This is a genomic window from Photorhabdus sp. HUG-39, assembly GCF_963878365.1.
In the GTDB taxonomy this organism is placed as follows: domain Bacteria; phylum Pseudomonadota; class Gammaproteobacteria; order Enterobacterales; family Enterobacteriaceae; genus Photorhabdus; species Photorhabdus kayaii.
Genome location: NZ_CAWNWY010000032.1, coordinates 27197 through 52533 on the forward strand (window position 1 = coordinate 27197; position 25337 = coordinate 52533).

Below are 25337 nucleotides of genomic sequence, written 5' to 3' on the forward strand. Positions count from 1 at the left end.
ACATGTGATGCCTTTTTATTTCAACCCATTGCTCAGTCTCTATTTTGCTAATTGATTATAAAATTGATGGCTTTTTCAACGCTTGTTGTGAGAATGATAAGTTAGCCGTTGACAGTATTTGCAGGGTTTCATATTATGCGCCCCGTTCCATAATTTTGATTGGGGCTATAGCTCAGCTGGGAGAGCGCTTGCATGGCATGCAAGAGGTCAGCGGTTCGATCCCGCTTAGCTCCACCAAATCCTTTATATTGAAATAAGGTATTTGGTACTAAATTAGGAAATACCACACTCGTGGGGCTATAGCTCAGCTGGGAGAGCGCTTGCATGGCATGCAAGAGGTCAGCGGTTCGATCCCGCTTAGCTCCACCAAAATTATCAGGCCCTGAAAGCTATGCCTTCAGGGCCTTTTGGTTATTACCCTATCTAACCACCATCATCGATTAAAAAACAAACGCCAACCTTAGCTAGCCTTTTTTCAATGGCTTCACCAACGAATCTAGTCCCTCTAGTTTTATTGCTAAAGTCATCTCCATCAGCGCACCCAATTTACCTTGTGGAAATTCACCCTTACGAGCGAACCACAATAAATACTCTTCCGGTAAATCAATGAGCATACGCCCTTTGTATTTACCGAACGGCATTACAGTATTAGCAATTTCTATCAGGTTCTCTTTTTCCATAATTTGCACGTCTATAAGGAGAAATAGGTGAAAAGGAAATGGCATCATCCATGATGCAACATTCCATGATAAAACGTTATCTTTTACAGTACCAAACCTGCAATAGCCGCAGACAAGAAACTGACAAGCGTTGAACCAAACAGTAGTTTCAAACCAAAGCGGGAAACGACATTACCCTGTTTCTCATTCAAGCCTTTAATCGCACCTGCCACAATCCCAATGGACGAGAAGTTAGCAAAAGAAACCAAGAATACCGACAAAATACCCTGTGAACGAGGAGAAAGTTCTGTCGCAATTGATTGTAAGCTGTGCATTGCTACAAATTCGTTAGCAACTAATTTGGTTGCCATGACGCTACCAACCTTCAATGCTTCATCTGTAGGAATCCCAATCACCCAAGCAAATGGATAAAACACATAACCGAGCATTTCCTGGAAGCTCTTCTCAAACACCATGCTGAACAACGCATTAACAGCCGCAATCAGGGCAATGAAACCAATCAACATAGCAGCAACAATGAGCGCCACCTTGAAACCCGCCAAAATATATTCACCTAGCATTTCGAAAAAACTTTGGCCTTCGTGAAGATTGCTCATCTGAATATCTTCTTCACTGTCAACAGCATACGGATTAATCAATGATAGGATGATAAAGGTACTGAACATATTAAGCACCAATGCTGCTACAACATATTTAGGCGCTAAAATTGTCATGTAAGCACCAACGATTGACATAGAAACCGTTGACATTGCAGTCGCCGCCATCGTGTACATACGGCGCTCTGACATTTTTCCCAGTACGTCTTTATAAGCAATAAAGTTTTCAGACTGCCCAAGTATCAGAGAACTCACTGCGTTAAATGATTCCAGTTTACCCATACCGTTGACTTTAGACAGCAGAGTACCAATAACACGGATGATGATTGGCAATAGTTTGATATGCTGCAAAATACCAATCAGCGCAGAAATAAAGATAATCGGGCACAATACATTCAGAAAGAAGAATGCCAGTTTTGCATCCATCATGCCGCCAAAAATGAATTCAGTCCCTTCACCCGCATATTTCAATAAATGCTCAAACAAACCAGCAAATCCCATGACAAATTCTTGACCAATACCAGAATTCAGGAAAAACCAAGCCAAGATAAGTTCAATAACAAGCAATTGAATAACATAGCGAGGGCGAATACTTTTACGGTCACTACTCGCCAAAATAGCAAGGCCGCCAATGACAATCAAAGCTAAAAAGAAATGCAGGATCTGAGACATATCAACTCCAAACACGACAGAAAGCGAGTTTTTATCAACGCATTCTATGTAATAAAAGGCGATCAAATAAGGATAGATATCACATTAGACTGAAATAATTCTTACTGTAAACCTTTACTTAATGTATCTGATCACATTTTTAGCTGAATCGTATAACATAAGCTTTAAAGAAACCTTATCGCACATAACTGATTATTGAGAAAAGCTCTCAATAATCAGTATGTAAACAAAAAGTTATTCACCCAACAAACGGATCATTTCTTCTTCATCAATAACCGGAATATTTAACTCATTAGCTTTAGCTAATTTTGAACCGGCGGCTTCACCCGCAATCACCAAATCTGTTTTCTTAGAAACGCTGCCCGTCACCTTTGCCCCAAGTGCAACAAGTTTAGCTTTGGCTTCATCCCTAGATAGCTGATGCAATGAACCTGTCAGTACAACTGTTTTACCCGAAAATGGACTATCAATCTTCTCAGCTTTCGTTACGACGACCGGTTCCCAGTTGATACCGATATTATCAATCAGATCGTCAATAACTGTTTGGTTATGAGGTTCAATGAAAAAGTTAACAACATGTTTCGCCACCACTTCGCCAACATCCTGAACCTCTTTCAATGCTTCCTCATCAGCGGAACGTAAGTTATCCAGTTCGCCAAAGTGAGCAGCCAAATTAGCAGCGGTCGCTTCCCCAACTTCACGGATACCCAATGCATAAAGGAAACGGGCAAAGGTGGTTTTTTTGGCTTTTTCTAACGCATCTACTACATTCTGGGCAGATTTCGGCCCCATGCGATCAAGCCCAGTCAACTTGCCCGCCGTCAGCCTGAAAAGATCTGCTGGGGTTTTGACATACTCTTTATCCACTAGCTGATCGATAATCTTTTCGCCCATGCCGTCAACATCCATCGCCCGACGGGAAACAAAATGCCTAAGCGATTCTTTTCGCTGAGCACCACATACCAATCCCCCCGTACAACGCGCGACAGCTTCCCCTTCAATCCTTTCAATATCTGCCCCACATACCGGGCAATGTTCAGGGAAAACAACGTCATTACTGTCCTGTGGCCTTCTCTCTTCCAAAATACCGACAACTTGTGGAATCACATCACCAGCACGGCGGATAATAACCGTATCGCCAATCCGCAAACCTAAACGTTCAATCTCATCCGCATTGTGCAATGTTGCATTACTGACAATTACACCAGAGACCTGCACTGGCTCCAGACGTGCTACCGGTGTGATTGCGCCAGTACGACCAACCTGAAACTCAACATCACGAACAATCGTCATTTGCTCCTGTGCAGGAAATTTGAATGCCGTAGCCCAACGGGGCGCACGAGCAACAAAGCCTAATGTTTCCTGCAATTCCAGCGAATTGACTTTGACAACAACACCATCGATATCAAACCCCAATGCGGAACGCTGGTTTACAATATTATGATAAAAATCAATAACCTGTTGACTATCGGTACAAACTTTAACTTTATCGCTGACCGGCAATCCCCATTTCTTAAACTGTATCAATCGCTCGTAGTGACTGGTTGGTAACTCGCCCCCCTCCAATATACCAACACCATAACAGAAGAAAGCCAATGGGCGTTTAGCCGTAATACGAGGATCGAGCTGACGTAGAGAGCCCGCCGCCGCATTACGTGGATTAGCAAATACTTTTGCACCCGTGCGGCGTGCTTCCTCATTCAGTTTCTCAAACCCTTTTTGCGGCATGAAAACTTCACCGCGAATTTCAATACGAGCTGGAATATTTTCGCCGAATAGACGCAGTGGAATTGCGCCGATAGTCCGTATATTTGATGTAATATTTTCCCCTGTTGTACCATCACCACGAGTTGCAGCCCGTACCAATTCACCATTTTCATACAACAGGCTAACCGCCAAGCCATCCAGTTTCAGCTCACAGCACACAACTAAATCCTGGGTCTCTTTCAGGCGGTCACGCACCCGCTTATCAAACGCCAGATAACTCTCTTCATCAAATACGTTATCTAGTGACAACATAGGAATTTCATGGCGGACTTGTTCAAAAGCCGTCAGAGGAGCAGCGCCAATCCGCTGCGTTGGTGAATCCGATGTAATCAACTCAGGGCATTGTTCTTCAAGATCCTTCAATTCCTGCATTAACCGATCATATTCTGCATCAGGGATCTCTGGTGCATCCATGACGTGATACAGATATTCATGATGACGCAGGGTTGTTCTGAGCTTTTCTATTTGTTGAGCAGTTGATTTCATGATTTATAACCAGCGATAAAAAGCCCCCGACTGGCGGAGGCTTGAACATTCGATAAATTGATTATACCTGAACACCAAGTGTGCTGCGAATACGTGCCTTATACAATTCGATTTTTTGCGGTGTCAGCATTTTTCGCTCATCATCAAGCACCACACCCCCAACATCAGAAGCAATACGCTGGGCCGCCTGCAACATCAGTTTAAAATTCTGACTAGATTCTCCGTAAGAAGGGACCACCATAAACATGGAAACCCCTGGAGTCGTAAAATCAACCATTGTTTCAGGATTAAATGAACCCGGTTTCACCATATTTGCCAGACTAAACAGGACCGGGCCACTACCTGATGGGTTCACGTGACGATGAAAAATCTGCATTTCCCCAAACTGGAAGCCAGATTGTAGAATACTTTGCAGCAAGGATTCACCATTCAATTCCTGACCGTGGTGTGCTGCTACGTGAAGAACCAAAACAATTTCTTTCACTTTAGTCTGAGCTTCTTTTTCGCCAGCCGCTTCCTGAGATTTTCCTTCAATCACAGATCCGTTTCTTTCAGACTCATTCTGCCCTTCAAATTCAAACAGACCAAGTTGGGGCTCCTGCTCTTCTAAGACGGCTTTTCTCGCTGTCGTTTCAGGCTGACGGCCCGCCAGCAATGGATCATCGCTTTCTTCAGGCGTTGCAGCATCAATTTCAGTCAACTTTTGCTGACGGCGTTTGATAGCTGACTCAGCGTTATACTCCTGATGAGATTTCACCTGCTTATGGGCATAAGGCTTTTGCTGATTGTCGAACGCTTCATCATCACTGTCATCGACGAAACTATTCTGACGATCATGTTTATGACGTTTAACTGGGCGATTACGAAAAAGCGAAGAACGCTCTTTACGGCTGGTCCACAACCCATGTAACAGCAAAGCTATTATTGCTATCGCACCAACAATGATTAATATCAGACGCAAATCCTGCATCATTGCTATCTCTGTTGTTTAATTAAGTATGCCACCACGGCGGAATATTTTCTGTATTAACTGTATTTGTCAAATAACACAAGTGCAAGCTTATACACACTTTTCTTATCAGAAAAATGCCTAATAAGCCTCTTTTGCATTTTTTTTATACAGAACAATACTAGTCAGTCGAAAATCCTGCCTATATGATAGCGTTTCAATCACACAGGAGAGAATAGGAAGTATGCTGAATTTGACAAAATCGCCAAAAAATTTGAGCGGCTTTCAGTATTTGGTGCAAGGTTGCAAATTAATGACTCGCCCAGGCATTAAAAGATTTGTCTTATTGCCTTTGTTGGCAAATGTTTTGTTTCTCGGTGGTTCATTTTGGTGGCTCTACCAAAAACTGGAGAATTGGCTCCCTTGGATAGTGAGCAAAGTACCAGATTGGATGCAATGGCTCAGTTATATTTTATGGCCGCTGGCCGTGATCTCTGTTTTGCTGATTTTTACTTACTTCTTTAGCACAATAGCGAATTTTATCGCAGCACCATTCAATGGTCTGCTGGCAGAGAAATTGGAAGCGGATTTAACAGGAACCCCCGCGCCGGATACCGGCGTTATCGCACTCTTCAAAGATGTTCCACGTATCCTGAAACGGGAATTAGTCAAGCTGCGCTACTATATTCCACGCGCTCTGGTCTTATTGATACTCTATTTTATTCCTGTCATCGGCCAGACTGCCGCACCTGTGCTCTGGTTTATTTTCAGTGCATGGATGTTATCGATTCAGTATTGTGATTACCCCTTTGATAACCATAAAGTCAGTTTTCCAACAATGCGTAGTGCCCTTCGCCAAAACAAAATAATTAATCTGCAATTTGGCGCAACAGTGAATATTTTAACCATGATACCCATTGTCAATTTGGTCATTATGCCTATTGCTGTATGCGCAGCGACGGCAATGTGGGTCGATCGCTATCGAGATCAACACGCTCCTGGTATTATGCCGTGATATTCATTTAAGGTATCCTTTTAGACAATAAAAATATATTTAAGTTATATTTCCATTAACCGGTTGTTGGCGTATTGTTGATCGGATATCACTAAAGGGAGTTGAAAGACGAGTATGAATAAAATTTACGAAGATAATTCTTTGACTATTGGTCGTACCCCGTTAATTCGCCTAAAACACTTTGGCAATGGGCGTATTCTGGCAAAAGTAGAATCCCGTAACCCAAGTTTTAGTGTAAAATGTCGCATTGGTTCCAACATGATTTGGGATGCTGAAAAACACGGTATCCTACAACCCGGGAAAGAGTTGGTAGAACCTACCAGCGGTAATACCGGGATAGCCCTTGCTTATGTTGCCGCCGCTCGGGGCTACAAATTAACGCTGACTATGCCAGAAACCATGAGTATTGAGCGCCGCAAGCTATTGAAAGCATTGGGAGCACAACTGGTACTGACGGAAGGCGCTAAAGGCATGAAAGGTGCCATTGAGAAAGCCAATGAAATTAAAGCTAGCGATCCCGATCGTTATATTATCCTGCAACAGTTCAGCAATCCGGCAAACCCGGAAATCCATGAAAAAACCACAGGCCCGGAAATCTGGGAAGACACAGACGGTGAAGTGGATGTATTTGTTACCGGTGTAGGGACTGGCGGTACATTAACAGGTGTCACCCGTTACCTGAAAAACACCAAAGGTAAAAATATCACCGCGGTTGCCGTAGAGCCTGAAGAATCACCCGTCATCAGCCAGACTCTGGCCGGTGAAGAAGTGAAACCGGGTCCCCATAAGATTCAAGGTATTGGTGCAGGTTTCATTCCAGATAACCTTGATTTGACACTGGTTGATCGCGTTTTCAAAATCAGCGGTGAGGAAGCTATCAAAACCGCGCGTGAAATCATGGTGAAAGAGGGCATTTTGGTCGGTATCTCCTCTGGTGCCGCCGTTGCAGCAGCAGTGAAACTTTCTCAGGAACCAGAATATAAAGACAAAAATATCGTCGTCATTCTGGCTTCATCAGGCGAACGTTATCTAAGCAGTGTACTGTTTGCTGACTTGTCTGATGAATAAAAGTTTTTAAGTAAGTTACTTAGATTTATTGATAAAAAAGCACCTAAATGGTGCTTTTTCTGTGTGGTAGATCAAATTTTTACACTTTGCCAGATGATTTCTTACAATGGGTCTAGTATTTAACCAATAATAATTATTTCGATGCTCGAAATTAATTAGTAGAAGTAGTAGTTTCAGTTAAGTAGTTCCGTGATCTATCTTTACTTCAAACTATCAATCAGAAGCATCGGAAAGAACAATTTTTCTGATAATGAATAAAAATTTTTATTACATTATCAACCTGAGAGTCTATCTCAGTAGACGTCGTTAGTGCTGTTCATTCTTACCAGTAAAAGTGAATACAGACAGCACACATGACTCGGAACTTACGGGTCGTACTAAAGAGCGTTCAAGAGCTATTTATCGCTTTTGCCAGAACATGACTCAGTTCGCTCTTTAGGTAAATAAAATCGTCTTAAATGGGATAGGCAGTGAATAAACACTCAAGTTAAAATTTGTCCATTACAAATTCTTAACTTACATAGCAAAAATCTAAGTTATTGAGGAAACGTTATGTTCCAGCAAGAAGTCACTATTACTGCGCCAAATGGCCTACACACCCGTCCCGCTGCACAGTTTGTTAAAGAAGCCAAAAGTTTCTCCTCCGACATTACTCTGACTTCCAGTGGTAAAACTGCCAGTGCCAAAAGCCTATTTAAGCTACAAACTTTGGGACTCACTCAAGGCACTGTAGTGACCATTTCTGCTGAAGGTGAAGATGAGCAAAAAGCAATCGAGCATCTGGTTAAATTAATGGCAGAACTGGAATAACTTTCCATTAACCGTAAAGCCAGTCAAGATTCAGAGATTGTGAATATACCCTATGGATTTCAAGATGCATCGCGACGGCCAGGGAGTGAATCCCCGGGAGCATAGGAAACTATGTGACCGGGGTGAGCGAGTGCAACCAACAAAGAGGCAACTTGAAAGATAACGGGTATAAACAGGTATTCACTTAGCCGTTCCTCATCCCCGGATAAACTTTTATCTGGGGATATCAGTTTAAATGCATGTCCTAAAACAGCAAACCATCTGCGGGCTGGCTCTTTAAAGAATAATTATTAGTAGTTAGGTAACATCATGATTTCAGGCATATTAGTATCACCAGGCATTGCTTTCGGTAAAGCACTATTACTGAAAGAAGACTCAATCATTATCAATCAGAAAAAAATTAGCCAAGAGCAAGTCGAACAAGAAATTTCCCATTTCATGCAAGGTCGTGAAAAAGCCTCATCTCAGCTAGAAATCATCAAGAATATAGCAGCAAAAAACCTCGGAGAAGAAAAAGCTGAAATCTTCGAAGGGCATATTATGCTATTGGAAGATGAAGAACTTGAGCAAGAAATTATTGCGTTAATCAAAAACGATTTCAAAACCTCAGATGCCGCGGTTTATTCTGTTATTGAAACCCAGGCCCAAGCCCTTGAAGAATTAGATGATGAATACCTGAAAGAACGTGCCACAGACGTGCGTGATATCGGTAAACGCTTGCTGAAAAACATTCTGGGGATGCCCATTGTTGATCTTGGCTCAATTTCAGAAGAAGTCATTCTGGTTGCCAACGACCTGACTCCATCTGAAACCGCACAACTCAATCTGGAAAAAGTACTCGGTTTTATTACCGATTTAGGTGGCCGAACTTCTCACACGTCAATCATGGCCCGCTCTCTTGAACTGCCCGCGATAGTGGGTACCACCCAGGCGACGGCGACAATCCAGAATGGTGACTACCTAATCCTGGATGCAGTAAATAACCATATTTACATCAACCCGTCTGATGCAGAAATTGAACAACTTAAAAAGACCAAAAACGAATATTTGTCAGAAAAAGCTGAACTTGCAAAGTTGAAAGATCTCCCGGCAATGACTCTTGATGGTCATCAGGTTGAAGTCTGTGCCAATATCGGTACCGTCCGTGATGTGATCGGTGCTGAACGCAATGGTGCCGAAGGTGTCGGTTTATACCGTACAGAATTTCTGTTTATGGATCGTGATGCACTGCCAACAGAAGAAGAACAGTTCCAAGCTTATAAAGCCGTTGCCGAGGCAATAGGCAGCCAAGCGGTTATTATACGTACGATGGATATCGGTGGTGATAAAAATCTGCCCTATATGAATCTACCGAAAGAAGAGAACCCATTCCTTGGTTGGCGTGCAATTCGTATTTGCCTTGATCGAAAAGAGATCTTACATTCTCAGTTACGTGCTATCTTACGTGCATCTGCTTTCGGTAAATTACGTATTATGTTCCCAATGATTATTTCTGTAGAAGAAGTACAGGAATTGAAAGTAGAACTTGAATTGCTGAAAGGCCAGCTTCGCGAAGAAGGTAAAAAATTCGATGAAGCAATCGAAGTGGGTGTGATGATAGAAACACCAGCTTCAGCAGTTATTGCTCATCACCTGGCAAAAGAAGTTGACTTTTTCAGTATTGGGACAAACGATCTAACTCAGTATACTCTTGCTGTAGACCGCGGTAACGAGTTGATTTCTCATCTTTATAACCCGATGCTACCAGCAGTATTGAGCCTGATTAAGCAAACCATCGATGCTTCACACGCTGAAGGTAAATGGACGGGGATGTGTGGCGAGCTTGCAGGTGATGAACGTGCTACCTTGTTGCTATTAGGCATGGGGCTGGATGAGTTTAGTATGAGTGCGATTTCTATTCCCCGCATCAAGAAAATCATTCGTAATACTCGTTACGAAGATGCAAAAGCGTTAGCTGAGCAAGCCCTTTCTCAGTCTACCGCTAAGGGGTTGATAGAATTGGTTGATACCTTCATCAAAGAAAAAACACTTTGCTAACAATATCGGTTAAAACGCGGTCCAATATAAACAATTAGGAGAAGATTCATGGGTCTGTTTGATAAACTGAAATCTCTAGTTTCAGATGATAAAAAAAACAGCGGCACTATTGAAATTATCGCGCCTTTATCTGGTGAGATTGTCAATATTGAAGATGTTCCAGATGTTGTCTTCGCCGAGAAAATTGTCGGCGATGGTATCGCTATAAAACCCGCCGGCAACAAGATAGTTGCACCAGTTGATGGAACAATCGGTAAAATATTTGAAACCAACCATGCATTTTCTATCGAATCGGACAGCGGTATTGAGCTATTTGTCCATTTTGGTATTGATACGGTTGAGCTTAAAGGCGAAGGCTTTAAACGTATTGCTGAAGAAGGTCAGCGTGTACAAAAAGGTGATTTAGTTTTGGAATTCGATCTTAAATTCCTTGAAGAGAGAGCAAAATCAACCCTGACACCTGTTGTTATTTCCAACATGGATGAGATTAAAGAGTTATCCAAGTTGAGTGGTTCTGTCACTGTTGGTGAAACCCCCATTATGCGTATTAAAAAGTAGCAACACTTTAACTGTTACAGTATCATTTTCATATTAAAAAACGGCCGACAATCGCGGCTGTTTTTTTATCCCTTATTTTCAATTTACATCGTTTTCTATTTAGAAATTGGCTAGTGTGAGCAGAGCTTACCCACCTCTTTTACTCTACTCACGCTGAATGTATACCCAATGGATTTCAAGATGCATCGCGACGGCAAGGGAGCGAATCCCCGGGAGCATAGATAACGATGTGACCGGGGTGAGTGAACGCAGCCAACAAGGAGGCAACTTGAAAGATGACGGGTATATAACCAGATTAATTAAATACCCCGGTAGAAAGGTATCTGTCACCACGGTCGCAGATAATGGTAACAATGACAGAACCTGGATTTTGTGCCGCAACACTTAATGCTCCGGCAACAGCACCGCCGGAACTAACCCCACAGAAAATCCCTTCTTTCTGAGCTAACAAACGCATGGTATCTTCAGCTTCTTTCTGAGTGATATCCAACACTTGATCAACTAACTCCTTGCGAAAAATGCCAGGCAAATAAGCCGACGACCAACGGCGAATACCTGGAATATGGCTATCCGCCGCTGGTTGTAAGCCAATAATCTGTACACTATTAGACTGGCTTTTTAAATAGCGGCTAACACCGGTAATAGTTCCCGTCGTTCCCATACTGGAAACAAAATGTGTAATACGCCCTTGCGTCTGCTGCCAAATTTCCGGCCCTGTCGTCGTAAAATGCGCTAAAGGATTATCCGGGTTATTGAATTGATCAAGTACTTTACCTTCACCATTACGCTCCATTTGCTGAGCTAAATCACGTGCACCTTCCATGCCCATTGCGCTACTCACCAAAATCAGTTCTGCACCATAAGCTCGCATAGAAGCTTGACGCTCAAGGCTCATATTATCAGGCATCAGTAATTTAAGATGATAACCTTTTACTGCGGCAATCATTGCTAACGCAATACCCGTATTTCCGCTAGTAGCTTCAATTAATACGTCACCGGGAGAAATCTCACCCCGCAATTCAGCTTGCTGAATCATTGATAGCGCTGTTCTGTCTTTTATCGAGCCTGCCGGATTATTACCTTCAAGTTTCACCCATATTTCTACACCTAGCCTATCGGTCATTCGTTGTAATTTTACTAGTGGGGTATTCCCTATAAAATGTTCCAAACTTGCCACAGTTATTACCCAAATTTTATTTAATAGAAATGCGAAATAACCATATTCAGACATATATCGCAAGACCCTAAATAAAAAATGCCCATCCCTGGCGGTAAGGCGATGAGCAAAATGGTACCAACCAAATTCAAATAATTATCAGGCAGTTTGGGCTAAACTCAGTGTTTGCAATTGCTTATCACCCGCATATAAACGCGCCTCAGTGCCACCAATAAAATAACAGTTTCCTCTTGTGGGTACTGAAGTTTCATCAAACCAAATAACAGCAACCGATTCATGATGCCAGCCTAGGGGCTGAACCGAAAGCTGCCAGAAATGCCCTCTAGGACTGACCTCAGTCACCTGTACTGGCAATGGACTAGAAAGTGTCGGTTGCGAGTTCATCATGATATCCCACGGACGCAAGAATACATCAACATTCCCCTGATGGATTGGCGTCACATTGAGAGGCAAGTGCTGCCCGCCAATCAACAGCTGAGAGCCTTTAATTTCCCCACTAAAATGATTGACCTCACCCAAGAACTCCATCACAAAACGGCTTGCCGGATAACGCCATACATCTTGTGGCGTACCTACCTGTTCAATATTCCCTTGCCTCATGACAACAACCCGGTCAGCCACTTCCATCGCTTCTTCCTGATCGTGAGTGACAAAGACACTGGTAAATTTAAGCTCTTCATGGAGCCGGCGTAACCAACGGCGTAATTCCATTCTTACCTGAGCATCCAGTGCACCAAATGGCTCATCGAGTAATAGAATTTGTGGTTCAACAGCCAATGCTCTTGCCAACGCCACCCGCTGTTTCTGCCCACCAGAAAGTTGTGATGGATAGCGTTCAGCAAAATGCGTCAATTGCACCATCTCCAGCAACTCCATAACCTTACGGCGGATAGCCGCCATATTCGGACGCCTACGTCGTGGCAGTACTGTCAATCCAAAAGCAACATTATCAAACACAGTCATATGCCGAAACAGTGCATAATGCTGAAATACGAATCCAACTTGCCGATCTTTAGCATGCATACGGCTAACATCTTGCCCGTGGAAACTCAGCTTCCCCGCAGTTTGTTGTTCCAGACCAGCAATAATTCTCAACAAGGTTGTTTTACCGGAGCCTGACGGACCAAGCAGAGCAACCATTTCTCCAGAAAAAACATTCAGAGTGATATCGCTCAGAACCTGAGTCCGACCAAAATATTTACTGATATTATTAATTTCAATACTCATATTCTGCTCCTACCTTAACCATGTTGACGACTTAACCGCCACTGCAAAGCACTTTTAACAATCAAAGTGATAATTGCCATCAATGCCAACAATGCCGCCGCAGTAAATGCCCCTACGGTGTTGTAATCTTGATGCAGTAATTCAACCTGCAACGGCAATGTGTAAGTTTCACCACGAATAGCACCGGATACCACTGAGACAGCACCAAATTCACCAATTGCCCGGGCATTGGTCAAAACCACACCATATAACAACGCCCAACGGATATTAGGTAACGTCACCCGCCAAAACATTTTCCAACCAGACGCCCCCAATAAAATTGCAGCTTCATCCTCCTGGCTCCCCTGACTAAGCATCATTGGCACCAGCTCTCGAACAACGAAAGGACAAGTCACAAATATCGTTACTAAGGCCATTCCCGGCCAGGAAAACATCAATTGGATATCATAGGGTTCCAACAAACTTCCGACCCACCCATTCGAACCATAAAACAATAGGTAGATCAAACCAGCTACGACCGGCGAAACAGCAAACGGAATGTCGATCAATGTCAATAAACATTGCCGCCCGGGAAACTGAAAGCGCGTTACCAGCCAAGCGATCATGACGCCAAAAATTAGGTTTACCGGAACGGTAATTAACGCGATCAGTATCGTTAACCAGATGGCATGCAACATATCAGGATCTAAAAGATTCTCAGTGACTATCTCAACGCCTTTAGAAAAGGCAGTCATAAATATCCAGACAATGGGGATCACTAACAGTAAGATTGAAAACAATACGCCTGTTATGATCAACGTCCATTTCGCCCAATTTACAGGTGGTCGTTGTGCTACACAAAATTCAGATAATTCAACCATTAATGCCCTCCAATCCGCCGACCAAAGCGGCTTTGCAGAGTATTAATGCTAAAGAGTAATATCAGGGATATTGCCAATATAACTGATGCGATGGCACTGGCTGCGGGGTAATCAAACTCCTGTAAACGGATGAAAATCATCAGCGATACCACTTCTGTTTGCCATGCAATATTACCGGCAATAAAGATCACTGCACCAAACTCCCCCAAGCTGCGGGTAAAAGAGAGTGCGGTGCCCGCAATTAAAGCCGGAGATAATTCTGGCAATACAACCCGCAAGAAAGTTTGCCAACGATTAGCACCTAATGTTTGAGCTGCTTCTTCATATTCTGGCCCTAACTCTTCAAGTACCGGCTGAATCGTTCGCACTACAAATGGCAGACTTGTAAACGCCATCGCTACCGCAATACCCAACCAAGTATTCACTACTTTCACATCAAAGTGCCCAAGCAAAGAGCCATACCAACCACTCACAGAGAATAGCGTTGCCAATGTCAATCCCGCTACCGCAGTAGGTAACGCAAAAGGGAGATCCATCAAACCATCCAATAAGCTACGGCCTGGGAAACGATAGCGGGTTAAAACCCATGCCATCAACATACCAAACACCGCATTAAACAAGCTGGCAACCGCTGCTGCTAGCAATGTCACTTTATAAGCTGCTACAACTTGGGGATTAGCAATCACCTGCCAATACTGTTCCCAGGTCATACTGGAAAGCTGCACAACTAATGCACTCAGGGGTAACAATAAAATCAAGCAGGTATAGAACAAACTACTGCCTAAGCTCAACCCAAAACCAGGCAATACTCGCTTACTGGATCTCGAAAACATTACTTATGCCCCTCGGCCAGCAATTGATCCAGCATACCGCCAGTATTGAAGTGAGTTTTCATCACTTGTGACCAACCACCAAATTGATCTTCCAATCGAAACAGATTAGTTTCCGGAAAACGGGCCCTCTGTTGAGCCATCACGTTTTTATTACTGACACGATAATTAAAGCGAGTAATGATCTGCTGTGCCTGTGGGCTATAAAGATAATTCAGATAAGCTTTAGCCGCTTTCTCTGTACCGTTTTTCGCAATATGCTTATCAATCCAAGCCACAGGGAATTCTGCCAGAATACCTACCGGTGGAACGATCACTTCATATTTATCATCACCATACTGCTTGCGAATGTTGTTCACTTCAGATTCGAAACTGATCAGTACATCGCCCAAACCACGCTCAATAAATGAAGTTGTTGCCCCGCGACCGCCAGTATCAAACACAGCGACATTTTTCAGGAAACGTTTCATCCATTCGCGAGTTTTACCCTGATCTCCACCATTTTCCTGTTGAATAGCTCCCCAGGCGGCCAAATAAGCATAACGACCATTACCGGAGGTTTTAGGGTTTGGGAAGACTAATTTGACATCCTGACGCACTAAATCATCCCAATTACGAATATTTTTGGGGTTACCTTTACGCACGAGAAACGCCATCGTGGAATAGTAAGGTGAACTGCTATTTGGCAAGCGGTTCTGCCAATCAGCCGAAAGCAGATTGCCACGATCATGCAAAATTTGCACATCCGTTACCTGATTGTAAGTCACCACATCAGCCCGCAATCCTTGAAGAACTGCCAGTGCTTGTTTGGAGGAACCAGCGTGGGATTGTTTGATTATCAACTTATCTTGTGGATACTGCTCATTCCACTGTTTTTCAAATTCAAGATTCAGTGCAGAAAATAGCTCACGCGCAACATCATAAGAGCTGTTTAATAGCTCTACAGCAGAGGCATGACTGCTGCCTAATAAAGTTACTACTACTAGTCCGTTTAGTATCGTATTTTTTATCGAATACTTTTTCATTTTTCACCTTATCCGTTATTCCATCAAATAACGCTCCAGTGACTAATGTACCCAGTTTATTTATAACAAGGTAGATAACTATCGCCGTTTAATATACCAAATTGCACTTAGAAAGTATGAAATGCAATAAGATGACAGGAGTAATAAGGTTTTTAAATGAAAAATGCGGGCCTGTTACGGCTCCGCAAGAAAAACATTCAATTCACTAAGCTGGCTCAGTTTATGTTTTTAATCAGAAACTCTCATCGTTTCCAGACGATACGTTCCACTTTCCATTTTTTCAGTACATCATCAGAAGGAATTAAACCTTCAGGGCCATTCCAATGACCTGTAAACAGATAACTGACATGTTTGCTCTGTGGGGATACGCAGACAATAGCGCTCTTCTCTGACTCACTCACCGTATTTCGGCAAACATCAAATGCCTTGCTATAAAGTGCTGAAAATGGCATGCCGACCTTTGTTCCCCAGACGGTTTCAATATCTTCATCCAGCACTTCGATGCGACTGATTTTTCCATCGGCCTGACCAAATAACGCTATCTTCAATTGATCACCATCCATTGCTTGAAATACTGTCACCAATTGGCCATTTTTTGCTTCCATGCCACTGCGTAAGTGATACTTTCCATCCAACCCCTTCTCTATTGCCTCTTTATTCATTGCTGTCAGACCATTTATTTCTCCCACACCCTGATCCGAGATTTTTAAGGGGCTACCAAACCAGCTAATAGGAGACAAATCCGACCATGAAAAACCCGATGAACCCGTACAACCGGCCAGCAACAATGCACCACTTATTGTGACAAAGCGCAATCCTGACAACATGCTAGTTAAAGTATACTTCTGCATAACTGGTTCCCTTATGACTCAATACAGAGATAGGCACTGAGACATCACATCTGATTGTTAGTTTCAGAGAATATTTAAATTAATTACTTTAGATTAATATTTTATTGACAAAATGCAACTTAGCGGTACCATTACCCCCTAAAATCATTACCATTAGTAAGGTCAATATGATGAAAAAAATATTTATAACCACCGCCTTGATTACTTTATTCAGTATGCCGTCAATGGCTCAAACCTCACAGACGCAATTTGGTGGTTTTTCTGGTCCTGATTCAACACAGCCTCCGGTCCAAGCAGCACCACAAGGTGGTTTTGTCGATCAAAATGCAAGAGTTTCCACCACCCAACAAGTTAAAAATATGAGAGATGACAGTTGGGTCGTGCTGGAAGGGCATATTGAATCCCGTATCCACAGTGATCACTTCATATTCCGCGATAATGCAGGAATTGTTGAAGTCGAAGTTGATCATAAATACTGGAATGGTCAAACGATAACACCTCAAGATAGAGTCCGTCTTGAAGGTGAAGTCGATAAAGAGTGGAATGGTATGACTGTTGATGTGAAAAAAGTCACCAAATTGAACTAATGGCTTGTGGCTGAGTGGGATTCTTTCACTCAGCCATATCTGAACTCAATATTCCTGATCAACAATCAAACGCTTACTGAAAATAACACTCTCTTGATGACGATCTTCATATTCCAGTTTTTCACACATATAGATAGTAGCATCGTTATCTTCAGGAACAATAAGAACTATTTTTGGGCAACCACGGGCAATCAATTTCTTCTCCAACCGGGCAATTAATGCATTCGCAATTCCCCTACCGCGAAATTCAGGATGAACTCCCAAATAATAAGCTGAACCACGATGACCATCATAACCACCCATAATCGTCCCAACCACTTCACCAACCACTTCCGCAACTAAAAACAGGTCAGGATCATGCGTCAATTTACGCTCGATATCCACTTCAGGATCAACACCAGGATTAAGTAAATCGCAGCGCTCCCATAAGGTGATCACTTCTTCAAAATCATCTTGTCGAAATACCCGAATTTCCATCCCTAACCAACCTGTTTTTATTGAAATAACTATTTTCTCATTATCTCCGCTTTAACACCGGAATCAATACGAAAATGCGTTCTCTTCCACTAATAGCTATAATATAGCGCTCACCACACCATAATGGGAAAAGAACCATGAATACACCAAACATTAATCAGATTAAATCTTTTTTCCTTTCATTACAGGATGAAATTTGCCAACAATTGGAACAAATAGATGGCAAAGAGAAATTTACTGAGCAGTGCTGGCAACGAGAAGAAGGTGGCGGAGGCCGTAGTCGAATTATGAAAGAAGGCACGATATTCGAACAAGCAGGCGCTAATTTTTCTCATGTATCAGGAGATATGCTTCCTTTATCAGCAACAGCTCACCGTCCTGAACTGGTCGGACGTCATTATCAGGCCATGGGCGTCTCTCTAGTTATTCATCCTTTGAATCCCTATATACCAACCAGCCATACGAATGTTCGGTTCTTTATTGCAGAAAAAGAAGGTGAAGCGCCAGTGTGGTGGTTCGGTGGGGGTTTTGATTTAACACCTTATTATGGTTTTAAGGAAGATGCTATTCATTGGCACACCACTGCCAGAAATATATGTCGCCCCTATGGAGAAGATGTTTACCCAAAATATAAAGAATGGTGTGATAATTATTTCTATATTAAACATCGTAACGAAGCCCGTGGAATTGGTGGCTTATTCTATGACGACTTGAATACACCTGACTTTGAACATTGTTTTAATTTTACTCAAGATATAGGTAAAGGTTTCCTTTCTGCCTATCTACCTATTGTAGAAAAAAGGAAGGAGATATTATGGGGTGAACGTGAACGACAATTTCAATTATATCGCCGTGGTCGCTATGTAGAATTTAACCTCGTTTGGGACAGAGGAACCTTATTTGGATTACAAAGTGGGGGACGAACAGAATCTATCTTAATGTCCATGCCACCATTAGCTCGCTGGGAACATGATTATCACCCTGAACCAGAATCTACAGAAGCCGCTTTATATACCGACTTTCTACCAGCAAAAAACTGGATATGATTTTCCATCATGTTAGGAATATTATAAAAAACTATTCCTAACTATTTATATTTTTATTACAGCCAATGCAAAAATCCCTCACATAAAAAAACTTAACATTTTGTTAACAACCCCTTAACATAAAAGAAGCAGGTTAGCCCTGATGACTATCTGCTGGAAACGTGTTTAATATGAATCCGTACTTAAAGAGTACCTCTAATTAAAACTAAAAATTTATTCCAGGAGATATTTTATGCAAATACAAAACAATAACTACAGAGGCTTAATACCACCGTACATTCTTCAAAATATTTATAATAATGATAACGAAAAGAAGAAAGTATTAATGACATTAAATCATACTAAGAGTTTAATGTTGGACAATGTTATTAAAGAATCTTCTGATGATTCCGATGATGATAAAGTTACTAAGACAACTATACATCGTTCTATTCACGATGCAGAAAATAAACGCAAGTTGCCAGGCAAATTAGTACGAGATGAAGGAGAACCAGATAACGGAGATAAATCAGTTGATAACGCATATAAATATTTAGAAGCAACTTATAATTTCTATAAAGAAGTTTTTAGTCGCAATTCATTAGATGATAAAGGAATGAAATTGATTGCCACTGTGCATTATGGCGAAGAATATATGAATGCATTCTGGGGCGACGGGCAAATGGTATTTGGCGACGGAGATGGCAAACTTTTCAATGATTTCACAACATCTATTGATGTTATCGGCCATGAATTATCTCATGGTGTTATCGAAAAAACAGCAGATTTGGTCTATTTCTTCCAGTCTGGAGCATTGAATGAATCAATAGCAGATGTTTTTGGCACATTAGTAAAACAACATTATCTGAAACAAAAAGCTGAAGACGCTGATTGGATTATAGGTAGTGAGTTACTGGGCAAAGACGTTAAAGGTGTAGGGATTCGTTCAATGAAAAACCCTGGCAGTGCATATGATGATAAGGATCTCGGTAAAGATCCACAGCCGGGTCATATGGATGATTATAAAGACTTGCCGATTTATAGAGACAATGGTGGTGTTCATATAAATTCAGGTATTCCTAATAAAGCCTTCTATAATCTGGCGATAAAATTAGGTGGATATGCCTGGGAAAGAGCAGGAAAAATATGGTACAACACATTGTTGGATAAAGATCTTGCACGTGATACTAACTTCTTATCCTTCGCTAAATTAACAATTAAACATGCTCGTGAGCTATTTGATGAGGATGTTGAAAAAGCAACTATTGATAGCTGGACAGAAGTGGGCGTTAAAGTGAAGGAAGATAAAGACGATAAGGGCGGCGATAAGGACAAAACTAAAGATAAAACTAAAGATAAAACTGAAGAGTAATCTATAAACATATCGCTGGTTTAACGCCAGCGATATTTTATTATTTGTAATACCTGACTAGTAAAAAATATATCTAATAGAAGATGCTAAAATTGTTAACGACGAATTTCACGCTATACTAAAGAGACCTGAAAAATAACCGTAAAAAATTGGTATATCATGAATAATAAAACGCTCAAACTCACAACTGATAGTAAAATCACAATTTCCCTACAAGGAGGATTTGCCTCTACACCTGGCCTCAACCAAGATAAAACAGTGGATTTAGAATCATTGTCTTCACACCAACAACAGTTATTTCTTCAAGCCATAAAACAAGACTTTTCCGATTCTATGCCATCAGCAGCATATCCTGATCAAGATTATTATCTGCTCAGTATCGTCAATGGAAATGAAGAACACCACTTCACCCTTCCTGAGTCAGATGCACCGGAAATCATTACCCAGATCTGGAACACCGACAAAAAGGGTGGTTAATCACCACCCCTTTTCCTATTAGCATTAACGCTTTTTCAGATGCGCCATTAGACGTTTACGTTTACGCATTTGATTTGGTGTCAACGTATTACGTTTGTCAGCATAGGGATTCGCCCCTTCTTTAAACTGAATCCGAATGGGCGTTCCCATCACCTTTAGGGATCGGCGGAAATAGTTCATCAGATAACGCTTATAAGAATCAGGCAAATCTGTTACCTGATTACCGTGGATCACAACAATTGGTGGATTATAACCACCAGCATGAGCATATTTCATTTTCACCCTGCGACCACGGATCATCGGCGGTTGATGATCTTCTTCGGCCATATGCATGATACGGGTTAGCAGTGAAGTATTGACACGACGAGTGGCGCAATCATAAGCCTCAAGGATCGAGTCAAACAGATTCCCCACCCCACTACCGTGCAAAGCAGAGATAAAATGTACTCTGGCAAAGTCAACAAAACCAAGACGATAATCCAGCATCTCTTTCACACGCTCTTTATCTTCCTGTGACATGCCATCCCATTTATTGACCGCAATGACCAATGAGCGCCCGCTATTGAGAATAAAACCCAATAATGACAAATCTTGATCGGAAATACCTTCTCGCGCATCGATCACCAGTAATACAACGTTAGCATCTTCAATCGCTTGAAGGGTTTTTATGACTGAAAATTTTTCAACCGTTTCAGTGATCCTACCCCGCTTACGTACCCCCGCGGTATCAATAAGGATATATTCACGGCCATCGCGCTCCATTGGAATATAAATGCTGTCACGGGTAGTGCCTGGCATATCGTAAACCACAACCCTTTCTTCACCCAAGATACGGTTAGTCAACGTAGACTTGCCCACATTTGGCTTACCGACAATGGCTAATTTCAATGGCAGAGTTGATGGATCAAAATCCTCCTCCTCTTCTACCAACTCAATTTCATTCTGTTCCTGCTCTGCCCAATAAGCGGCGTTGGCCTCTTCCTCAGTCAACTCAACCACATCTTCTTCACCTTTACCGGAGAAAGGTAACAGTACTCGTTCGATAAGTTGGGTGACACCACGACCATGAGAAGCCGCGATAGAATAGATATCCCCCAATCCGAGGGAATAAAATTCAGCAGTAGCGGTATCAATATCAACACCGTCGGTTTTATTCGCGACCAAAAAAGTAGCTTTTTCTCGGCCACGTAGATGTTTTGCTATCGCGTGGTCTGCTGGCATAAGTCCGGCACGAGCATCTACCATAAACAGAACTATATCGGCCTCTTCAATCGCCATCAAAGATTGAGCTGCCATATGGGTTTCCACACCCTCTTCGGTGCCATCGATACCACCGGTATCAATGATGATAAACTCCTGCCCTTCAACCTCAGCTCGACCATATTTACGGTCGCGAGTCAGACCTGGAAAATCCGCTACCAGCGCATCTCTTGTACGGGTTAAACGGTTAAATAATGTGGACTTACCCACATTTGGGCGCCCTACCAGAGCGACGACAGGTATCATTTGTTGATGCCTCATGACTTAATTTGAAATTAGTACTCCGCTGTTCACCACAACAGAACACTAAAAAGACGAAACGGCTCCTGTTCTTTTTCTATCCAGGAGCCGTAGGATAACTAACGCTTTACTTTATTTCCGGTAAACAGGCAGTAAGCAATACTCAACGGGTAAACAGATAAACCGTACCGTTTTTCGCCTGTACCATCAATTTATCACTGGCAACAACCGGACGACTCATTAAACCGGAACTATCAACTTTATGTTGAGCAACAAACTTACCGTCATCCATATTCAGCCAGTGCAGATAACCTTCACTGTCACCGACAACCAGATAGCCATTATACATTTCAGGCGCGGTTAAATTACGGTGTTGCAATTTTGTCTGAGTCCACAAAGTGACACCATCACTTTGACGCAGACCCATAACACGATCATTTTGGTCAACAATATAGATATTATCACCATAAACAACCATCTCGTTCACTGAACCCAAATCACGCTTCCAGAGGATCTGACCTGAACGCATATCAAGCGCCACCAGATTACCGTTATAAGCTATTGCATATATCACGCCCTCAGAAATAACCGGTGTCGTATCAACATCATTAAGACGACCGATTTCTGTAGAACTGGTTACCTGAGAAATACGTTGTTGCCAAATCAACTGCCCCTGAGAAATCAAGACGGCGTTGACACGGCCATTATCCCCACCTACGACGGCAGCACCGTAAGCCACGGCAGGCGCCGATTCACCACGCAATGATAATGACGGTGAATCCAAATTAACGGACCATTGCACTTTACCATCTGACTCACTTAATGCCTGCAACATCCCATTACTGGTATGAATCAGCACCAGACCATCACTCACCACAGGACGCGACAACGCTTCACCGGCAACGTCGGATTGCCAGGCAACTTGGCCGTCTTTGGTATTCAATGCAATAACTTTGGCACGTTCAGTACCTACATATAGATGATCCCCAGCAACGGTCAGACCACCAGAGAGCAATGCAGGTATACGAGAAGAGAGGAAACCCGCTTTTTCCGCCAGATTCACCGACCATATCTCTTTACCACTATCAATGCCCAACGCCTTAACGATGCCATGACGATCAGCAACATAAACAGCGGAGCCCTGCCAAGTTGGCGTCAAGTGAGAATAATAACGACCTACACCATCACCTACAGATTTATCCCAAACTTCGCTTGGATTAAATTGATTTTCGACCTGTGGCAATGGTGACATCGTTACTGTGTCTTGCTCACTTGAACAACCGGCTAGCAGAACGGAAGCCACCAAACCAACCAAGAGTGTTTTACGCAGTTGCATTGAAAGAATTCCCCTTAGCTGGATAAGTTATTCAATTTAAGATTTAACATCGATTTGATCGCCTGTGGTGAATTTGAGCTCAAACCTTTGGTATACGCTGCGCGGGCGCCGGCAATATCACCTTTTTTCAACAGGGCATCACCGCGGATATCCTCTGCAACGGCAACCCAACCGGAACCTTTAACCTGTTCCAATGTTTTCAGCGCGGCATCCGCTTTATCTTCCGCCAATTGAACCCTGGCTAGGCGAATATTCACCAGAGACAGCAAATCTTCACTTTTTACCTGACCGGCCGCCGCAGATAAAAACTTATCTGCTTTAGTTAATTCATTCTTTTCAACAGCAAGTTGAGCCAAATGCATATGCGTCATCACGCCATAACTATTATTAGTTTCACTGGCAAATTTTTCGGCAGCAACATGACTCTCTTTTGTACTGGTAATTAATCCTTGATCTACTCGTTCAAAAGCTTCTGCACTTTCCTGCAACTGATTTGTCTGATGAGATTGCCAGTAACGCCAGCCAATCAGCACCCCGGCACCCAACACCAGCCCAAAAACCAAGGCTTTACCATTATTGGCAAAAAAGCGACGAATTACGTCTACTTGTTCGTTTTCATTGGTATAGACTTCCACAGAGTCTCTCCTTAACCTAACAGTTCAACCAAGCGAACCGCAATTTCGCTTTGCGGCAACGTTTGTTGTTCACCTGTACGTAAATCTTTAATGGCTACTTGACCAGAACGAACTTCATCCTCACCGAGAATCAGTGCAATTTTGGCGCCTTGTTTATCCGCACGCCCCAGTTGCTTCTTAAAGTTCCCTCCCCCGTGGTTCATCATTAAACGCAATTGGGGCAACGTATCACGTACCTGTTCAGCCAAAATTAATGCCGCTTGCTGACTACCTTCACCAAAAGAAGCGAGATAAACATCTGCAACTGTCCGCTCCGCGACAAATGCTGGATTAATTTCTTGCACCAGCAAAATCAAACGCTCCATCCCCATGGCAAAACCCACAGCAGGCGTTGGTCGGCCCCCCAGTTGCTCAACCAGCCCATCGTACCGACCACCGGCACAGACCGTCCCTTGAGCCCCGAGTGCCGTTGTCACCCATTCAAATACTGTGCGGTTATAATAATCCAAGCCACGAACCAAACGCTGATTAATCCGATACTTGATACCCGCCCCATCAAGAAGTGCACACAGGCTGTCAAAATGTTCCTTTGATTCGGCATCAAGATAATCAAACAGTTCCGGCGCATCATTAAGCAGTTGCTGAACCTCTGGATTTTTTGAATCCAGAACACGTAATGGATTACTGTACATACGGCGTTTGCAATCTTCATCCAGCTTATCTTTGTGCTGCTCAAGAAAAGCCACCAACGCTTCGCGGTAATTGGCACGTGCCGCCAACGAACCAATGGAATTCAGTTCAAGCGTCACATGCTCAAAAATACCGAGCTCACGCCACCAGCGAGCAGTCAATAAAATAAGTTCGGCATCAATATCAGGCCCTTGAAGACCAAAAACTTCAGCACCTAATTGATAAAATTGGCGGTAACGGCCTTTTTGTGGACGCTCATAACGGAACATTGGCCCTAAATACCATACGCGCTGTTCCTGATTGTACAGCAGACCATGTTCAATACCGGCACGCACACAACCTGCGGTATTTTCAGGGCGTAGGGTCACACTTTCACCATTGCGATCATCAAAGGTATACATCTCCTTTTCAACCACATCAGTGACTTCCCCAATAGCCCGTCTAAATAACGGGGTCTGCTCTACAATCGGTGTGCGGATCTCGCTATAACCATAACCCGCCAGTACTCGTTTCAAAATAGTTTCGATACGCTGCCAGATAACCGTATCTGCCGGCAAGTAGTCATTCATGCCTCGAATAGCTTGGATATTTTTTGCCACGTCTTATCTCTAGTTAATGATTCAAAAATGA

General features: G+C 42.7%; 25 protein-coding genes and 2 tRNA genes. 12 read left to right on the top strand and 15 right to left on the bottom strand.

Annotated elements, in window-relative coordinates:
• The first annotated feature begins 161 nt into the window (after positions 1–161).
• Together AAC155_RS18245 and AAC155_RS18250 are read left to right on the top strand one after the other, a co-directional pair.
• A tRNA-Ala gene (locus AAC155_RS18245) sits at positions 162–237 on the top strand.
• A gap of 56 nt (positions 238–293) precedes the next feature.
• A tRNA-Ala gene (locus tag AAC155_RS18250) sits at positions 294–369 on the top strand.
• A 95-nt stretch (positions 370–464) separates the two neighbouring features.
• Here the strand turns inward: AAC155_RS18250 and AAC155_RS18255 are convergent.
• The 4 genes from AAC155_RS18255 to zipA form a co-directional block, all read right to left on the bottom strand.
• On the bottom strand, positions 465–680 hold the full coding sequence (locus AAC155_RS18255; protein WP_113043667.1) for a DUF3820 family protein: 216 nt from the start codon (positions 678–680) through the stop codon (positions 465–467).
• A gap of 83 nt (positions 681–763) precedes the next feature.
• A complete protein-coding gene (locus AAC155_RS18260) occupies positions 764–1948 on the bottom strand; it encodes a NupC/NupG family nucleoside CNT transporter (RefSeq protein WP_113043643.1) in 1185 nt (394 codons plus the stop codon).
• A gap of 234 nt (positions 1949–2182) precedes the next feature.
• Positions 2183–4201: an NAD-dependent DNA ligase LigA gene (gene ligA / locus AAC155_RS18265; protein ID WP_113043644.1), complete on the bottom strand. Its 2019-nt coding sequence runs from the start codon at positions 4199–4201 to the stop codon at positions 2183–2185.
• A gap of 61 nt (positions 4202–4262) precedes the next feature.
• Entirely contained in the window at positions 4263–5174 is a 912-nt protein-coding gene (zipA, locus tag AAC155_RS18270; RefSeq protein ID WP_113043645.1) for a cell division protein ZipA, read from the bottom strand.
• A gap of 220 nt (positions 5175–5394) precedes the next feature.
• Here zipA and cysZ point away from each other — a divergent pair, with 220 nt between their 5' ends.
• The 6 genes from cysZ to AAC155_RS18300 all read left to right on the top strand — a co-directional run bounded on the left by cysZ (position 5395) and on the right by AAC155_RS18300 (position 11026).
• Positions 5395–6165, top strand: a complete 771-nt coding sequence (gene cysZ / locus AAC155_RS18275) for a sulfate transporter CysZ (RefSeq protein ID WP_113043646.1) — start codon at positions 5395–5397, stop codon at positions 6163–6165.
• 114 nt (positions 6166–6279) lie between these two features.
• A complete protein-coding gene (gene cysK, locus AAC155_RS18280; RefSeq protein WP_113043647.1) occupies positions 6280–7233 on the top strand; it encodes a cysteine synthase A in 954 nt (317 codons plus the stop codon).
• Between the two features lie 552 nt (positions 7234–7785).
• Positions 7786–8043 (top strand): phosphocarrier protein Hpr, encoded by a 258-nt coding sequence (ptsH, locus tag AAC155_RS18285; RefSeq protein WP_112895210.1) that lies wholly within the window; start codon positions 7786–7788, stop codon positions 8041–8043.
• Between the two features lie 309 nt (positions 8044–8352).
• On the top strand, positions 8353–10080 hold the full coding sequence (gene ptsI / locus AAC155_RS18290; RefSeq protein WP_112895211.1) for a phosphoenolpyruvate-protein phosphotransferase PtsI: 1728 nt from the start codon (positions 8353–8355) through the stop codon (positions 10078–10080).
• 48 nt (positions 10081–10128) lie between these two features.
• On the top strand, positions 10129–10638 hold the full coding sequence (gene crr / locus AAC155_RS18295) for a PTS glucose transporter subunit IIA (protein WP_011145700.1): 510 nt from the start codon (positions 10129–10131) through the stop codon (positions 10636–10638).
• A gap of 157 nt (positions 10639–10795) precedes the next feature.
• A complete protein-coding gene (locus AAC155_RS18300) occupies positions 10796–11026 on the top strand; it encodes a hypothetical protein (RefSeq protein WP_146748119.1) in 231 nt (76 codons plus the stop codon).
• Here AAC155_RS18300 and cysM read toward each other — a convergent pair.
• The 6 genes from cysM to AAC155_RS18330 all read right to left on the bottom strand — a co-directional run bounded on the left by cysM (position 10934) and on the right by AAC155_RS18330 (position 16608).
• Entirely contained in the window at positions 10934–11815 is an 882-nt protein-coding gene (cysM, locus tag AAC155_RS18305) for a cysteine synthase CysM (protein WP_113043668.1), read from the bottom strand. The genes AAC155_RS18300 and cysM overlap by 93 nt on opposite strands.
• 138 nt (positions 11816–11953) lie before the next feature.
• Entirely contained in the window at positions 11954–13042 is a 1089-nt protein-coding gene (gene cysA, locus AAC155_RS18310; RefSeq protein WP_113043648.1) for a sulfate/thiosulfate ABC transporter ATP-binding protein CysA, read from the bottom strand.
• Between the two features lie 14 nt (positions 13043–13056).
• Entirely contained in the window at positions 13057–13902 is an 846-nt protein-coding gene (gene cysW, locus AAC155_RS18315; protein WP_113043649.1) for a sulfate/thiosulfate ABC transporter permease CysW, read from the bottom strand.
• Positions 13902–14735, bottom strand: a complete 834-nt coding sequence (cysT, locus tag AAC155_RS18320) for a sulfate/thiosulfate ABC transporter permease CysT (RefSeq protein ID WP_113043650.1) — start codon at positions 14733–14735, stop codon at positions 13902–13904. The genes cysW and cysT overlap by 1 nt, the downstream gene beginning before the upstream one ends.
• Positions 14735–15757 (bottom strand): sulfate ABC transporter substrate-binding protein, encoded by a 1023-nt coding sequence (locus AAC155_RS18325; RefSeq protein ID WP_113043651.1) that lies wholly within the window; start codon positions 15755–15757, stop codon positions 14735–14737. The genes cysT and AAC155_RS18325 overlap by 1 nt, the downstream gene beginning before the upstream one ends.
• A gap of 242 nt (positions 15758–15999) precedes the next feature.
• Entirely contained in the window at positions 16000–16608 is a 609-nt protein-coding gene (locus AAC155_RS18330; protein ID WP_113043652.1) for an RpoE-regulated lipoprotein, read from the bottom strand.
• Between the two features lie 170 nt (positions 16609–16778).
• Between AAC155_RS18330 and AAC155_RS18335 the strand changes: the two genes are divergently transcribed.
• Complete coding sequence (locus AAC155_RS18335; RefSeq protein WP_390904679.1) at positions 16779–17195, top strand: YgiW/YdeI family stress tolerance OB fold protein; 417 nt, start codon at positions 16779–16781, stop codon at positions 17193–17195.
• 45 nt (positions 17196–17240) lie between these two features.
• On the opposite strand, the gene AAC155_RS18340 is transcribed toward AAC155_RS18335, so the two are convergent.
• Positions 17241–17672 (bottom strand): GNAT family acetyltransferase, encoded by a 432-nt coding sequence (locus tag AAC155_RS18340; RefSeq protein ID WP_011145692.1) that lies wholly within the window; start codon positions 17670–17672, stop codon positions 17241–17243.
• Positions 17673–17809: 137 nt separating this feature from the next.
• Between AAC155_RS18340 and hemF the strand changes: the two genes are divergently transcribed.
• The 3 genes from hemF to AAC155_RS18355 all read left to right on the top strand — a co-directional run bounded on the left by hemF (position 17810) and on the right by AAC155_RS18355 (position 20546).
• Positions 17810–18718, top strand: a complete 909-nt coding sequence (hemF, locus tag AAC155_RS18345; protein WP_113043654.1) for an oxygen-dependent coproporphyrinogen oxidase — start codon at positions 17810–17812, stop codon at positions 18716–18718.
• Between the two features lie 232 nt (positions 18719–18950).
• On the top strand, positions 18951–20069 hold the full coding sequence (prtS, locus tag AAC155_RS18350) for a metalloprotease PrtS (RefSeq protein ID WP_113043655.1): 1119 nt from the start codon (positions 18951–18953) through the stop codon (positions 20067–20069).
• A gap of 159 nt (positions 20070–20228) precedes the next feature.
• Positions 20229–20546: a protealysin inhibitor emfourin gene (locus tag AAC155_RS18355; protein WP_113043656.1), complete on the top strand. Its 318-nt coding sequence runs from the start codon at positions 20229–20231 to the stop codon at positions 20544–20546.
• Between the two features lie 24 nt (positions 20547–20570).
• Here AAC155_RS18355 and der read toward each other — a convergent pair whose 3' ends face one another.
• From der to hisS, 4 genes are all read right to left on the bottom strand, one after another.
• Entirely contained in the window at positions 20571–22052 is a 1482-nt protein-coding gene (gene der / locus AAC155_RS18360; protein WP_113043657.1) for a ribosome biogenesis GTPase Der, read from the bottom strand.
• A 157-nt stretch (positions 22053–22209) separates the two neighbouring features.
• A complete protein-coding gene (gene bamB / locus AAC155_RS18365) occupies positions 22210–23382 on the bottom strand; it encodes an outer membrane protein assembly factor BamB (protein ID WP_113043658.1) in 1173 nt (390 codons plus the stop codon).
• A 14-nt stretch (positions 23383–23396) separates the two neighbouring features.
• Positions 23397–24017 carry a YfgM family protein gene (locus tag AAC155_RS18370; RefSeq protein ID WP_113043659.1) on the bottom strand — a complete coding sequence of 207 codons (621 nt, stop codon included), beginning with the start codon at positions 24015–24017 and terminating at the stop codon, positions 23397–23399.
• An 11-nt stretch (positions 24018–24028) separates the two neighbouring features.
• The gene (hisS, locus tag AAC155_RS18375; RefSeq protein ID WP_112895224.1) at positions 24029–25306 is read right to left on the bottom strand and encodes a histidine--tRNA ligase; all 1278 of its coding nucleotides are present in this window, start codon (positions 25304–25306) and stop codon (positions 24029–24031) included.
• Positions 25307–25337: the final 31 nt, after the last annotated feature.